This window comes from Micrococcus luteus NCTC 2665 (assembly GCF_000023205.1).
GTDB lineage: Bacteria > Actinomycetota > Actinomycetes > Actinomycetales > Micrococcaceae > Micrococcus > Micrococcus luteus.
This window is the reverse complement of record NC_012803.1, coordinates 927,425-941,096: the sequence shown is the minus strand read 5'-3', so window position 1 is coordinate 941,096 and position 13,672 is coordinate 927,425. Positions and strand designations below refer to the sequence as shown.

The 13,672-nt window shown below is 74.6% G+C and carries 10 protein-coding genes and 3 tRNA genes; all 13 read right to left on the bottom strand.

The window, feature by feature from the left end:
* Positions 1–13: 13 nt before the first annotated feature.
* Positions 14–1,162 carry a thiamine-phosphate kinase gene (locus MLUT_RS15875; RefSeq protein ID WP_012750818.1) on the bottom strand — a complete coding sequence of 383 codons (1,149 nt, stop codon included), beginning with the start codon at positions 1,160–1,162 and terminating at the stop codon, positions 14–16.
* Entirely contained in the window at positions 1,159–2,919 is a 1,761-nt protein-coding gene (locus MLUT_RS15870; protein ID WP_012750817.1) for a GTPase, read from the bottom strand. The genes MLUT_RS15875 and MLUT_RS15870 overlap by 4 nt, the downstream gene beginning before the upstream one ends.
* Positions 2,916–4,724, bottom strand: coding sequence for a dynamin family protein (locus MLUT_RS15865; RefSeq protein ID WP_010078968.1), 1,809 nt, complete (start codon positions 4,722–4,724; stop codon positions 2,916–2,918). The genes MLUT_RS15870 and MLUT_RS15865 overlap by 4 nt, the downstream gene beginning before the upstream one ends.
* A gap of 105 nt (positions 4,725–4,829) precedes the next feature.
* Positions 4,830–4,902: transfer RNA gene (locus MLUT_RS15860), tRNA-Glu, on the bottom strand.
* Between the two features lie 129 nt (positions 4,903–5,031).
* Positions 5,032–5,104 (bottom strand) — tRNA-Glu (locus MLUT_RS15855).
* Between the two features lie 55 nt (positions 5,105–5,159).
* Positions 5,160–5,231: transfer RNA gene (locus MLUT_RS15850), tRNA-Gln, on the bottom strand.
* Between the two features lie 119 nt (positions 5,232–5,350).
* The gene (locus MLUT_RS15845; RefSeq protein WP_010078969.1) at positions 5,351–6,136 is read right to left on the bottom strand and encodes an HAD family hydrolase; all 786 of its coding nucleotides are present in this window, start codon (positions 6,134–6,136) and stop codon (positions 5,351–5,353) included.
* Positions 6,137–6,144: 8 nt separating this feature from the next.
* Positions 6,145–7,722 (bottom strand): glutamate--tRNA ligase, encoded by a 1,578-nt coding sequence (gene gltX / locus MLUT_RS15840; protein WP_010078970.1) that lies wholly within the window; start codon positions 7,720–7,722, stop codon positions 6,145–6,147.
* A 49-nt stretch (positions 7,723–7,771) separates the two neighbouring features.
* Complete coding sequence (locus MLUT_RS15835; RefSeq protein WP_010078971.1) at positions 7,772–8,566, bottom strand: fumarylacetoacetate hydrolase family protein; 795 nt, start codon at positions 8,564–8,566, stop codon at positions 7,772–7,774.
* Positions 8,567–8,760: 194 nt separating this feature from the next.
* Positions 8,761–9,006: a YbdD/YjiX family protein gene (locus tag MLUT_RS15830; RefSeq protein WP_010078972.1), complete on the bottom strand. Its 246-nt coding sequence runs from the start codon at positions 9,004–9,006 to the stop codon at positions 8,761–8,763.
* Position 9,007: 1 nt separating this feature from the next.
* Complete coding sequence (locus MLUT_RS15825) at positions 9,008–11,269, bottom strand: carbon starvation CstA family protein (protein ID WP_010078973.1); 2,262 nt, start codon at positions 11,267–11,269, stop codon at positions 9,008–9,010.
* A 25-nt stretch (positions 11,270–11,294) separates the two neighbouring features.
* The gene (locus MLUT_RS15820; RefSeq protein ID WP_010078974.1) at positions 11,295–12,386 is read right to left on the bottom strand and encodes a branched-chain amino acid aminotransferase; all 1,092 of its coding nucleotides are present in this window, start codon (positions 12,384–12,386) and stop codon (positions 11,295–11,297) included.
* Positions 12,387–12,530: 144 nt separating this feature from the next.
* Entirely contained in the window at positions 12,531–13,607 is a 1,077-nt protein-coding gene (locus MLUT_RS15815) for a 3-isopropylmalate dehydrogenase (RefSeq protein ID WP_010078975.1), read from the bottom strand.
* Positions 13,608–13,672 lie beyond the last annotated feature (65 nt).

Below are 13,672 nucleotides of genomic sequence, written 5' to 3'. Positions count from 1 at the left end.
CCGGCCCGGACGCTCAGCCGCCGAACGGGTCCCAGCCGGACTCGGGCAGGGGCCGGTGCCCGGCCGGCGCCCGGGCCCCGGCCGGCACGAGCCGGCCGATCCGAGTGAACCCCCGGGGCAGCTCGGTCTCGGGCCACGCCAGCCCCAGGAGGCCGTAGTCCTCGCCCCCGCCGGTCACGAGCGCCTCCGGGCTGGTCCCGGCCAGGGCGGCCACGCGGCGCAGGGGTGCGGCGGCCTCCGCCAGCCAGGCCTCGTCCAGCCACGGTGCCGGCGCGGGACCGGTCCCGCCGGTGGCGGCCGCCATGCGGTGCGCGTCCTTGCCCAGGCCGTCGGAGACGTCCATGAGGGTGAGCAGGCCGGCCGCCACCGCGGCGGGCCCCAGGGCCAGCGGCGGGCGGGGTCGCAGCTGGGCGCGGACGGCGCGGGCGAGCTCCCGCGGTGACGGCCGGTCGGCGGCGGGGAGGGCGTCCGCTCGTCGCTCCAGCTCCGCGCGGTCAGTGAGCAGCAGGGCGAGCCCACCCGCGGCCCACCCCGGCCCCGCAGGCGCGGCGGCCCGGGGACCCCCCAGCACCGCCTGGGCATGGACGAGGTCGGCGCCCTCGGCGAGCACGCGGCCCCGGTCCTCCGCGGCCGGCGTGCGGCACAGCACGCCGCCGGGGTGCGGGTCCCCGAGCACCGTCACCGCGGCGTGGACCCGTCCGCCGGTGCCCAGGTCGCCCCCGGCCACCCGGCAGTCCGGCGCGCCGAGGTGACGCACCGCGCCGACGATGCCCGCGGCGAACGACCGCACCCAGGCGACCGGCGTCGTCGGCGGCAGGGTGAGGGCGGTGACGAGTGCGGACGCGGTCCCGCCCATCGCGTTGACGTCCGAGAGGTTCTGGGCGACGGCCTTCCAGCCGGCGTCGTAGCCGCGGGTGCGGGGACCGGCGGGCCAGCGGTGCAGGAAGTCCGTGCCCTCCCCCATCGCGTCCGTGGAGATGAGCGTCCCGCCGCGGGGCGCGGGCACGAGGGCGGCGTCGTCGCCCGGGGCGACGGTGCCGGCGGGCCAGTGGCCGTCCCGGACGGCGGGGGCGAGCCCGGTCAGGACCGCCTCCAGCAGCTCGGACTCCGTGAGGTCGCCGACGGTCGCCCCCGCCGCAGCCGCGGGGTCGCGCACCGTCACCGGCGGCCCCGCCGGACCGGGACGCCGGAGGCCCGGGCGAGGGCGTCGCGGAAGGCGTGGAAGCGGTCCACCTCGGCGCGCACCGGGTCGACGACGAGCCGCCGGCCGACGTCGGTGGTCGCCTCCTCGAGGCGGCGGCGCGCGCGGCGTCCCCGCGCCGCGGCGGTCCACCGGGTCAGGGGGATCGCCAGCAGGGCCAGCAGCACGCCGAGCGCGAGGCCGCCGACGAGCAGCAGCGTCGGGAGGGGGAAGCCCTCGACCGTGGGCGCTGGCGGCAGGGGGAACTGCAGGTACCCGGCCAGGGCGAGGACGCCCAGCCAGCCGGCGCCGACGACGGCGGTGAGGAGGGCGAGCCACTGCAGCACGTCGAGCACGGGGTGCCACCAGCTGCCCCGACCGGCCCCGAGGTCGGTGGCGGCGATCGCCTGGTCCACGGCGCCGGGGACGTCCTCGGCGTGCTCCCGGCCCGCGCGGCGGATGGCGGCGGCCCACGGCTCGGAGGCTCCCGCGCCGGCCGCGGCGGCCAGCGTGCGGACCGCGCCGTCGACGACGGCCCGCTGGGTGCCCGAGCGCTCGGGCAGGGAGGTGCGGTGCAGCGCGGGGTCGCGGACGACCTCGTCCCGGTCGCGGCGGGGGGCGGCGCTCTCGGGCATCAGGTGCAGGCGCCGCAGGGGGTCTGCGCGGAAGGAGTGCATCCAGCGCAGCACGGGCCAGCTGGTGCGCTTGGCCGAACGCAGCCGGTACGAGCCCTCGACCGCCCGGACGACGGCCGGCACGCCGCCGGCCACGGCCAGCTCGCGCCCGAGCCGCTGCTCGTCCCCGGGCCCGACGCCGGCCGGCTCGCCCTCGCCCGAGGCGGCGGCGAGGTCCGCGGCACGGGCCGCGACGTCCGCGCCCAGGCGCTCGGCGGCCGCGCCGCGCTGGGCGACGATCGCCGCGACCTGCCGGCCGACCTCCTCGAGGCCCTCCCCCGTGCGCGCGGACACGGGCAGCACGCGGACGTCGCCGAGGCCGTGGCCCGAGAGCATCCGGCGCAGCGAGGCCAGCACGACGTCGCGGTCCCGCACCGAGAGCCGGTCCACCTGGTTGAGCAGCACGAGGGTCACGGCCGCGTGCGAGCCCATGGTCGCCAGGAACTCGCGGTGCAGCACGGCGTCCGCGTACTTCTCCGGGTCCACGACCCACACCAGCACGTCCACGTGGCCGGCCAGCCGGGAGGTGATCTCGCGGTTGCCCCGCTCGACCGAGTCGATGTCCGGCAAGTCCAGCAGGATCAGGCCGGTGGCGTCGGCGCCCTCACGGCGGCCGAGGCCGAGGAAGCCGGGGCGGCCGTCGTCGAGCACGGGCGCCTCGTCCAGCAGGTGGCGGCGGCGCACGCCGAGCCAGTCGAGCAGGGCGGCCGCGCCGCCGCCCTCGCCGGTGCCGTCGCCGTGCTCCGCGTCCGGGTCCAGCCCCTGTCCCCGGCCCACGCCCCAGACCGCGGCGAGCGGCTCGGACGTGGTGGGCCGGGTGGCGGCCACGCGGGCCAGGTCGCGGCCGGTGAGCGCGTTGAACAGGGAGGACTTGCCGGAGCCCGTCGCCCCGAAGAACCCGACCACGGTGTGCTCCGCGGAGAGTGCCTGGCGCTCCCCGGCCGCGCGCACGACGGCGTCGGCCCCGGCCACGACGTCCTCGGGCAGGCGGCCCGCGGCCAACTCGGCGGCCTCGCCGAGGGCGTCCAGGCGGGGGGCCAGGGCGGGGGTGTCGCGGCGGCTCATCGGGGCTCCTCCCCCGCCTCGGCGGCGGACGGGGCGTGCTCGGGCCCGGTCGGGCCGTCGACGCCGGCAGCCACCCCGCGGCGCAGCACCGGCACGAGGGCGCGCAGCTCCTCGGTGGCCTGCGGCTCGCGCCCGAGGTGGAGCAGCGGCAGGAAGCGGTCCGCGAGCACGGTCTCGAGGAAGGACCGCACGCGGAGCTCGAGCAGCTCATCGGCACGCCGGGCCATGCGGCGCACGGCGTCCTCGCCGAAGATCGACTCGAGCAGCTTCTGCCCGACGACGGCGGCGCCGCCGGCGATGCCGACCTCGATGCCCGCGAGTCCGCCGGTGGAGGCGAACGAGATGATCATGAGGGCCACGGCCGCGCCGTTCACGCCGGTGGCCGCCAGGCGGGCGCGCGTGCGCTTGCCCGCGCCCTCCTCCTGGACCAGTGCCAAGACGTCCGACTGCCAGTCCCGCACGACGTCGGCCGCCCGCGCCGACGCGTCCGGCGCCAAGGCGCCCAGGTCGCGCCCGGCCACGAGGGCCCGGCCCGCCGGCTCGGACGCCCAGCGCCGCTCGATCTGCTCGGCGGCCGCGGCGGCCGCCTCGACCATCACGGCGTGCAGGCCGGTCTCCAGTGCGGTCTCGACCTCCTCGGGCGCTGCCGGGCGCCCGCGCACCAGGGCGCCGAGGCGGTCCCGCAGCCGGCCGATCGTGGTCTCGACGCCGCGGAAGAACTCCCCCGTGCCGGCGAAGTCCTGCCAGCGGGAGAGCACCTCGCCGCGCAGCAGCGTGCCGTCCGAGGTGGCCTCATGGACCCGGCCGACGGCCTGGTCCGTGGAGTCCCCCACGATCCGGGCGAGCAGGTCCGCGGCGTGCCGCTGCTCCTCCTCGGCGCGGGCCAGGTCGGCGACGCGGGCGGCCAGCTGGCCCAGCACGCCGTCCACGGTCCGGCGGGCGACGGCGCCGCGCGCCTGGGCGTCGGCGGCGAGAGTCTCGAGCCAGGCGCGCAGGCCCGCGACGTGCTCCTGCGGGAGCAGGCCGCGCTCGTCGAAGCGGGTCTCGGGGATCACGTGGATCCGGGCGTCGGCGAGGCCGCGCTCGGTGAGCATGCGCCGCAGGTCCGGGGTGATGTCCTCCGCCGCGCCCTCGGGCACGCGGCCGAGCACGACGGCCACGGTGATGTCGCGGGCGGCGGCCTCGTCCAGCAGCTGCCAGGGCACGGCGTCGGCGTAGCGGTGCGCCGTCGTCGTGAAGATCCACAGGTCGGCGGCTTGGAGGAGCTGCCGGGCCAGCGCGCGGTTCTGGTCCGCCACGGAGTCGATGTCCGGGGCGTCCACGAGGGCGATGCCCGAGGGCAGTGCGGGCTCGGCCACGAGCGCGACCGTGTCCATCGCGGACTGGTCGGGTTCGACGGGGCCGGCGGCCGCGTCGCGGTGCACGCTGACGCGGGCGAGGTCGGGCAGCACCCGCGGGCCCGTGAACCAGTGGGCGTCGGCGGGGTTGTGCAGCAGCAGAGGTTGCCGCGTGGTGGGCCGCAGGGCGGAGGAGCGGGAGACCTCGTGGCCGACGAGCGCGTTCACCAGCGTGGACTTGCCCGCACCGGTGGAGCCGCCGACGACGGCCAGCAGCGGCGCGTCGAGCGACTCGAGGCGGGGCAGCACGTAGTCGTCGATCTGGTGCAGGGTGCGCTCGCGCTCGGCGCGGTCCTGCCCCGCGGTGGCGGTCTCGAAAGGCAGCTCGAGCGCGGCGAGGTGCTGGCGCACGCGGCGGACGGCCGTGTCGACACCGAGGTCTGGGACGTTCTGATCCGTGTGTGGCACGTGGGCCATCGTCTCACGGCGCGCGCCGACCGCCCATCCCGCCGGCCCGGCGGACGGAGACGACGGAAGCCCGGTCCGCAGGGACCGGGCTTCCTGTCACTCGGGTGACCCCAGCGGGATTCGAACCCGCGTTACCGCCGTGAGAGGGCGGCGTACTAGGCCGCTATACGATGGGGCCGAGCGCGCTGTCCGCGTGTGCGGAAGCGATGCCGTGGAGACCTTCTTCTGCGCCTGTGTCTCCTGTTCAGGCGACGGATGCGTTCATCCGCCCGTGCCGTTCCGGTCCGAGGACCGGGCGGCGACTGCGTGACCCCAGCGGGATTTGAACCCGCGTTACCGCCGTGAGAGGGCGGCGTACTAGGCCGCTATACGATGGGGCCGTGCGCCACGTCCGAGCGTCTCCGCCCGTGCGCGTTCACTGAGTCCGAAGACTCGCTGGGGTACCAGGACTCGAACCTAGAATGACGGTACCAGAAACCGTTGTGTTGCCAATTACACCATACCCCACTGTCGGTCAAGCATGCCTGGCCGATGTGCATCATATTCATGAGCCCGGTGTTCCCGGATCTCTCCGGCAACGAGAAAGAACTCTACACCCTCCGGGCGGCGCGTGCAAAATCGGCGGGTCAGGCCGCCAGCCAGGTCCGCAGCCCGCCGATCGCCCGCATCCGCCAGCACGCGTGCTCCTCGTCCCAGAGCGGCTCCGCCGCGCCGCCGTGGGCGGGGGCGTCGGGGCTCATCCACACCGGAACGAGCCCCGCCGACCGGGCCCCCTCGACGTCGTGACGCAGACTGTCCCCCACCATGAGGGTGCGTCCCGGGTCCGTGCCCAGGCGGGAGCAGCCGGCCAGGAAGGGGGCCGGGTCCGGCTTCGGGGCCCCGGCCGTGTCCGAGCCGATCAGCACCTCGACCCACTCCAGGCCGAGGGCGTCGGCCTTGCCTCGCTGGTAGGTCTCCACGTTGTTCGTGACCATCCCCACGCCACGGCCTGTTCCCCGCACCTCGGCGAGCACGTCGGCGGTCGCGGGGAACAGCGCCCAGTGCCCGCGCACGACCTCTTCGTAGTCGGTGGTCCACAGGCCGTCGAGCGGGGTCGCCGCATCCTCGGGCACGCCGAGCGTGCGCAGGGCGTCGGCCACGCGGGCCAGCCGCTGCTCCTCGAACGTCAGCTCCCCGGACACGTAGCGCCCGTAGTGGCCGCCGGTGTCGGACGCGAAGGCCTCGGTGGCCTCGGCCAGCACCGCCGGGTCGACGTCGGCGGCCCCGGCCCACTGCCGGCGCACCGTCGCGTCGAACGCGGCGTGCTGGGCGGAGCGCAGATCCAGCAGCGTGTCGTCCAGGTCGAAGAGGACGGCGTCCCAGGCCGGCGGCGCGGGCGCGCCCGCGGACCCGCCGGCCGGCGTCGTGCTCACGCCCCGGCTCATGCGTCGGTGGGCTGGTCCTGGTCCAGGCCCTGCTCCGCGGCGAAGCGGTCCAGGCGCGCGAGCGCGGAGTCCCGGCCCAGGATCTCGAGCGACTCGAAGAGCGGCGGGGACACCTTGCGACCGGTCACCGCGACGCGCACCGGACCGAACGCCTGGCGCGGCTTGAGGCCGAGGCCGTCGATGAGGGCCGCCCGCAGCGCCGCCTCGATGCGCTCGGTGGTGAACTCGTCCTCGGGCAGGGCGGCCAGCGCCTCCCGGGCCGCGGCGACGGCGGCGCCCAGGTCCGCCGGCATGCCCTTGAGGGCGCCCTCGGCGGTCCGGACGTCCCGGTCCGCCGTGAAGAGGAAGGCGAGCATCTCGACGGCCTCGCCGAGCAGCTGCACGCGCTCCTGCACGAGCGGGGCCGCGGCGGTGAGGACCTCCATCTCCCGCTCCGTCAGGTGCTCGCCCACGAGGCCGGCCGCGTGCAGGTAGGGCACGAGACGGTCACGGAAGTCGGCCACGTCGAGCATGCGCACGTGCGTGCCGTTGATCGCGATCGCCTTCTTCTCGTCGAAGCGGGCGGGGTTGGCCAGCACCTTGTGCACGTCGAAGTGCTCCACGAACTGCTGCGGGGTGAAGATGTCCTCGTCCGCGGAGAGGGACCAGCCCAGCAGGCCGAGGTAGTTCAGCAGGCCCTCCGGGATGAAGCCGTTGTCCCGGTGCAGGAACAGGTTGGCCTGCGGATCGCGCTTGGACAGCTTCTTGTTGCCCTCGCCCATCACGTAGGGCAGGTGGCCGAACACCGGCATGTACCGGGCGACGCCGATCGCGTACAGGGCGCGGTAGAGCGCGATCTGGCGCGGAGTGGAGGAGAGCAGGTCCTCGCCGCGCAGCACGTGGGTGATGCCCATGAGCGCGTCGTCCACCGGGTTCACGAGGGTGTACAGCGGCGAGCCGTCCGCGCGGACCACCACGAAGTCCGGCACGGAGCCGGCCTTGAAGGTGATCTCCCCGCGCACCAGGTCGGTGAAGGTGATGTCCTCGTCCGGCATGCGCAGCCGCCAGACCGGCGCGCGGCCCTCGGCCTCGAAGGCGGCGATCTGCTCGTCCGTGAGGTCACGGTCGTGCCCGTCGTAGCCGAGCTTGGGGTCACGGCCGGCGGCCCGGTGACGGGCCTCGGTCTCCTCGGGGCTCGAGTAGGACGGGTAGATGTGTCCGCCGGCCTTGAGCTTCTCGATCACGTCCGCGTAGATCTGCCCGCGCTGGGACTGACGGTACGGCTCGTGCGGGCCGCCGACCTCGACGCCCTCGTCCCAGTCGATCCCGAGCCAGCGCATCGCCTCGAGCAGCTGCTGGTAGGACTCCTCCGAGTCGCGCTTGGCATCCGTGTCCTCGATGCGGAACACGAGGGTACCGCCGGTGTGCCGCGCCCAGCCCCAGTTGAACAGGACGGTGCGGATCAACCCCACGTGGGGGGTGCCGGTGGGCGATGGGGCGAAGCGCACGCGCACGGGGGTCTCGGCGTCCACCTGGGGGACGTCGGCGAAGGGGGCGGGGGCGTTCTCGGACACGGGAGCGGTGGCGTCAGTCATGATGCCCCGAGTCTACGCGGGGCCCGGACGCCGTCGTCGGGCGCCCGCGTCAGCGGCGGAAGACGGTGGCGAGGACGCCGATGCCCTCGACCTCGGCCTCGACGCGCTGGCCCTCCTGGACCGTCCCGACCCCGCCCGGGGTTCCGGTCAGGATCACGTCGCCGGGCAGGAGGGTGAACATCTCCGAGGCCGCGGCCACGAGCTCGCGGACGCCGAAGACCATGTCCGCGGTCGTGCCGTCCTGGCGGGTCTCACCGTCGAGGCGGGACGTGATGCGCAGGCCGCCGGTCGGCTCCACGTCCAGCTCGGTCTCGATCCACGGGCCCAGCGGGCAGGCGCCGTCGAAGCCCTTGGCGCGGGCCCACTGCAGGTCGGTGCGCTGGGCGTCGCGGGCGGTGAGGTCGTTGCCCACGGTGTAGCCGAACACGACGTCGTCCACGCGGCTCACCGGCACGTCCTTGCAGATGGTGCCGATGACGACGGCGAGCTCGGCCTCGTAGGAGACCTCGTCCGACCAGCTGGGCAGGGTCACGGGCTCGTTCGGACCCACGACGGCGGTGTTCGGCTTGAGGAAGAACTGCGGCGAGGCGGGGACCTCGTTGCCGAGCTCCTTCGCGTGGTCGGCCCAGTTGCGGCCGACCCCCACGATCTTCGAGCGCGGGATGATCGGGGCCACGAGGCGCACGTCCTCGAGGCGGTGCGTGGTGCCGGTGGGCTGGATCCCGTGGAAGAACGGGTCGCCCTGCAGGGCGGTGATGCTCAGCTCGGCGGGGTCGGCGTCGGCCGGGCCCTCCACGATGCCGTAGGTCGGTTCGGCCTGGTCCACGAAACGGGCGATGCGCATGGCCGCCAGCCTAGTGGGTGAGCGGCGGGCGCCGTCGCCGGACACCCCACCCGATGCCGACCCCGCTGACGCCGCGAGCCAGACGATTCGGCCGCGGCGGACGGCTCGGGGCGACCGATTCGTCTGGCTCGCGGGCGGATTCGTCTGGCTCAGCGGGGTGCGGTGCGGCGCGGTGCAGGGCGGGTCGAGACCGCTCAGCAGCAGCGGCTGCCCGGATTCGCCTCTTGGCGGGCGTACTCGGCCCGCCAGAACTCCCGCTCGGTCATCGGCGCCCGCCCCGGATGGTGGGCCCGGTGGTGGGCCACGTACGCGTCGTACTTCCCCTCTCCGGAGAGCTGGCGGACCCACCAGCGCGCCCGGGCCCACACCCCGGGCCGAGACGGGCCGACCGGGCCCTCCGCGGTGGAGGGCCCGGTCGGCGTCGCGCGCGGATCGGCCACGTCAGTGACCCCGCACCGGCTGCCGGTCCGCCGGCAGGGCGTCCCACTGCCGCTGCAGCTCCTTCTCCTCGGCCGTGGCGAACAGCCCGGCCGGGGCGAAGCGCCGCGAGGGCACGTACGGGTCCTGGTGGTCGATGACCTCGGTGCCGCGGAAGGCGCGCACCGTGGCGAGCACCGACGTCGTGATGACGATCAGCGCCAGCACCAGGAAGACGATGGAGAGCGTGCCCTGGATGGCCGTGTTCCGGACCACGGCCTCCATGGCCGGCACGGACTTCGCGGCGCCGAAGCTCGTCTTCCCCGCCGCCAGCGCGTCCTGGAACGCGCGATGCTGCGCCCAGTAGCCCACCGCCGGGACGGAGGAGAAGATCTTCTGGAACGACGCCACGGTGGTGACCACCGTGATGAACGCCAGCGGCAGCGCCACAATCCACAGGCCCCGGAAGTCCCGGCGGCGCGCGACGATCGTCAGGACGACGGCGAGCGCGATCGCCGCGAGCAGCTGGTTGGCGATGCCGAACAGCGGGAACAGCGTGTTGATGCCGCCCAGCGGATCGGTGACGCCCATGATCAGCACGGCGCCCCAGGCGGCCACCATGATGGCCGTGCAGACCCACGCGCCCACGCGCCACGAGGTGTCCCTGAAGCGCGGGACCACGTTGCCCAGGGAGTCCTGCAGCATGAACCGGGCCACGCGGGTGCCGGCGTCGACGGCGGTGAGGATGAACAGCGCCTCGAACATGATCGCGAAGTGGTACCAGAAGCCCATGAGCGCGTCGCCGCCCACGAGCTGGCCCATGATGTGCGCCAGGCCGACCGCGAGGGTGGGGGCGCCGCCGGTGCGGGAGACCACGGTCTCCTCGCCCACGAGGTCGGCCAGGTGGGTCAGGTCCTCAGGGACGAGGTTCACCCCGGCCAGGCCGAGGCCCATGACGAAGTCGACGGCGGTCTCCGGGGTGCCGCCGGTGAGGGCGGCCGGGGAGTTCATGGCGAAGTAGATGCCGCGGTCGAGCGAGACGGCGGCCACGAGCGCCATGATGGCCACGAAGGCCTCCATGAGCATGCCGCCGTAGCCGATGAAGCGGGTCTGTCGCTCCTTCTCCACCATCTTGGGCGTCGTGCCCGAGGCGATCAGCGCGTGGAAGCCGGAGAGCGCACCGCACGCGATGGTGACGAACAGGAACGGGAACAGCGAACCGGGCCACACCGGGCCGGTCTGGCCCGAGGCGAACTCGGAGAACGCGGGTGTGCCGATGCGCGGCTGCACGACGACGATGGCCAGCGCGAGACCGGCGATCACGCCGATCTTCATGAAGGTGGACAGGTAGTCGCGCGGCGCGAGCAGCAGCCACACGGGCAGCACGGCCGCGACGAACCCGTAGATGATCACGGCCCAGGCGATGGTGGTGCGGTCCAGGGTGAACAGGGCCGCGCCCCACTCGGTCCCGGCGACCCAGCCGCCGCCGATGATGGCCGCCAGGAGCAGGACGAACCCGATCACGGAGATCTCGGTGATGCGGCCCGGGCGGATCCAGCGCAGGTACGCGCCCATGAAGAGTGCGATCGGGATGGTCATGGCCACGGAGAACACGCCCCACGGGGACTCGCCCAGGGCGTTGACCACCACGAGGGCAAGGATGGCCGTGATGATCACCATGATCAGCAGGGTCGCGACGATCGCGGCGGTGCCCCCGATGCGGCCCAGCTCGTCCCGGGCCATCTGGCCCAGCGAGCGGCCGCCGCGGCGCATCGAGAAGAACAGGACGAGGTAGTCCTGGACCGCGCCGGCCAGGATCACGCCGACGATGATCCAGATGGTGCCGGGCAGATAGCCCATCTGCGCGGCGAGCACGGGGCCCACGAGCGGACCGGCGCCGGCGATGGCCGCGAAGTGGTGGCCGAAGAGCACGCGTCGGTCGGTGGCCACGTAGTCCCGGCCGTCGGCCCGGTACTCGGCCGGGGTGGCGCGGGTGTCGTCCGGGTGGACGATCATGCGCTCGACGTACTTCGAGTAGAAGCGGTAGCCGATTGCGAACGTCGCCACGGCGGCGAACACGAACCAGATCGCGTTGATCGTCTCGCCGCGGTGCAGGGCGAGCATGGTCCAGGCGACGCCGCCGAGCAGCGCGACAGCCACCCAGACGGCGATCTTCACGGGCGTCCAGCGGGGCCGGCCGGCGGCCTCGGTGGGCGGGAGGTCATCCGGCGGCGGAGCCGGATGTGGGGCGCCCTCGGCGGGCGCGGTGGAGCGGTGCGAGCTCACGGGGGTCTCCGTTCGTGGGGTGGGGTCAGACGAGGCGGTGCAGCCAGCCGTGGCGGTCCTCGACGCGCCCGGTCTGGATGCCCTCGAGCTCGGCGCGGATCTTGAGGGTCACGTCGGTCCCGCCGGCCGACTCGATCACGTCGTCGCCGTCGAGCAGGCGGCCGATCGGGGTCACGACGGCGGCGGTGCCGCACGCGAAGACCTCGGTGATCTCGCCCGAGCGGACGCCCTCGGCCCACTCGGCGAGGGTGACGCGACGCTCCTCGACGGTCAGGCCCATGTCCCGGCCGAGCTGAAGGATCGAGGAGCGGGTGACGCCCTCGAGGATCGTGCCGGTGAGCGCCGGGGTGACGAGCCGGCCGTCGGCGTGCACGAAGAACACGTTCATGCCGCCGAGCTCCTCGATCGCGTCGTCGTGGTACTGGTCGAGGAACACGACCTGGTCGGCGCCCTTGGCCGCGGCCTGCAGCTGGGGCAGCAGCGAGGCGGCGTAGTTGCCGCCGGTCTTGGCCGCGCCCGTGCCGCCCTTGCCGGCGCGGGCGAAGTCGCGCGAGACCCAGATGGTCACCGGCTTGAGCTCGCCGCCGAAGTAGTTGCCGGCCGGGGAGGCGATCACCATGTACCGCACCTGCCGGGCCGGGCGGACGCCGAGGAACGCCTCGGAGGCGAACATGAAGGGGCGCAGGTAGAGGGACTGGCCCGGGCCGGTGGGCACCCAGGCCCGGTCCGCCTCGAGCTGGGCCCGCAGCGAGCCGAGGAACAGCTCCTCGGGCAGCTCCGGCAGGGCCAGGCGGCGGGCGGAGCGGTTCAGGCGGGCCGCGTTGGCCTCGGGACGGAACGTCCACACCGACCCGTCCTCGTGCCGGTAGGCCTTCAGGCCCTCGAAGATCTCCTGGCCGTAGTGCAGCACCGCGGCCGAGGGATCCAGGGACAGCGGTCCGTAGGGCTCCACGCGGGCGTCGTGCCACGCGCCCCCATCCTCGTCCCAGGTCCAGTCGATCGAGACCATGTGGTCCGTGAAGACGTTGCCGAAACCGGGGTCCTGGAGGATCTCGACGCGCTGTTGATCGGACATCGGGGACAGATGCGGTTGCCGCGTGAACACGGTCTCGGACACGGTGGGATCACTCCTCGTGACGGGTGGCGGATGGGACGGCTCCGGTGCCGGGCACGACGCGCGGGGGCCACGGCGCCGGGCGTGGCACACGCCACAGGCCGTCGCCCCATCCTAGACCCGGCGTCGACGCGCCGGGCCCGCGCGTCAGACCCGCGCGACGACGTCGGCGCCCACCTCGGCGGTGGTGCCCCGCGCGCCGTCCACCCGGTCCTTCAGGTGCGCCCACACGGCGGTGCGCACGCGCGACGCCGCGCCGGCCTCGCCCACGTGCTCCAGCAGCAGGGCGGCGGAGAGGATGGCGGCCACGGGGTCGGCGACCCCCCGGCCCGCGATGTCCGGGGCGGAGCCGTGGACCGGCTCGAACATCGACGGCGCCGTTCCCTCGACGTTGATGTTGCCGGAGGCGGCGAGCCCGATGCCGCCGGTCACGGCGGCGGCGAGGTCCGTGATGATGTCCCCGAACAGGTTGTCCGTCACGATCACGTCGAAGCGGGCCGGGTCCGTCGCCAGGAAGATCATGGCGGCGTCGACGTGCATGTAGTCCCAGGTGACCGCGGGGAAGTCGGCCGCCACGGACTCCACGGTGCGGCGCCACAGGTGGCCGGCGTGGACCAGCACGTTGTGCTTGTGCACGAGCGTGAGGCGCTTGCGCTCGCCCGCGTCGGCGCGACGGAAGGCGTCCTCGACGACGCGGCGCACGCCGAACGCCGTGTTCACGGAGACCTCCGTGGCGATCTCGTGCGGGGTGTCCACGCGGATCGCACCGCCGTTGCCCACGTACGGCCCCTCCGTGCCCTCGCGCACCACGGTGAAGTCGATCTCGCCGGGCGCGGCCAGGGGGCTGACGGCGCCGGGCAGCAGGGTGGCCGGGCGCAGGTTGACGCCGTGGTCCAGCGCGAAGCGCAGCGTGAGCAGCATGCCGCGCTCGATCAGCCCGGACGGGATGCGCTCGTCCCCGGGCGCGGCGCCGACGGCCCCGAACAGGATCGCGTCGTGGCGGCGCAGGGCCTCGAGGACCTCGTCCGTGAGCGCCTCGCCGGTCTCGAGCCAGTGCTCCGCACCCAGCGGATACGGGGTGAGCCGGGCCTCCGGACGTCCCTCGGCACGCAGCGCCGCCTGCAGGACGGCGGCGGCCTGGTCGGTGACCTCGGGGCCGATGCCGTCGCCGCCGATGACGGCGATGTCCAAGGGGTCTGCGGAGCTGCGTGTGGTCTCGGTCATGGCCCTCAGGCTACGCGCGGCACGCGTGGGGACCACATCGTGTGACACCCGGTCTCACCCTCCGG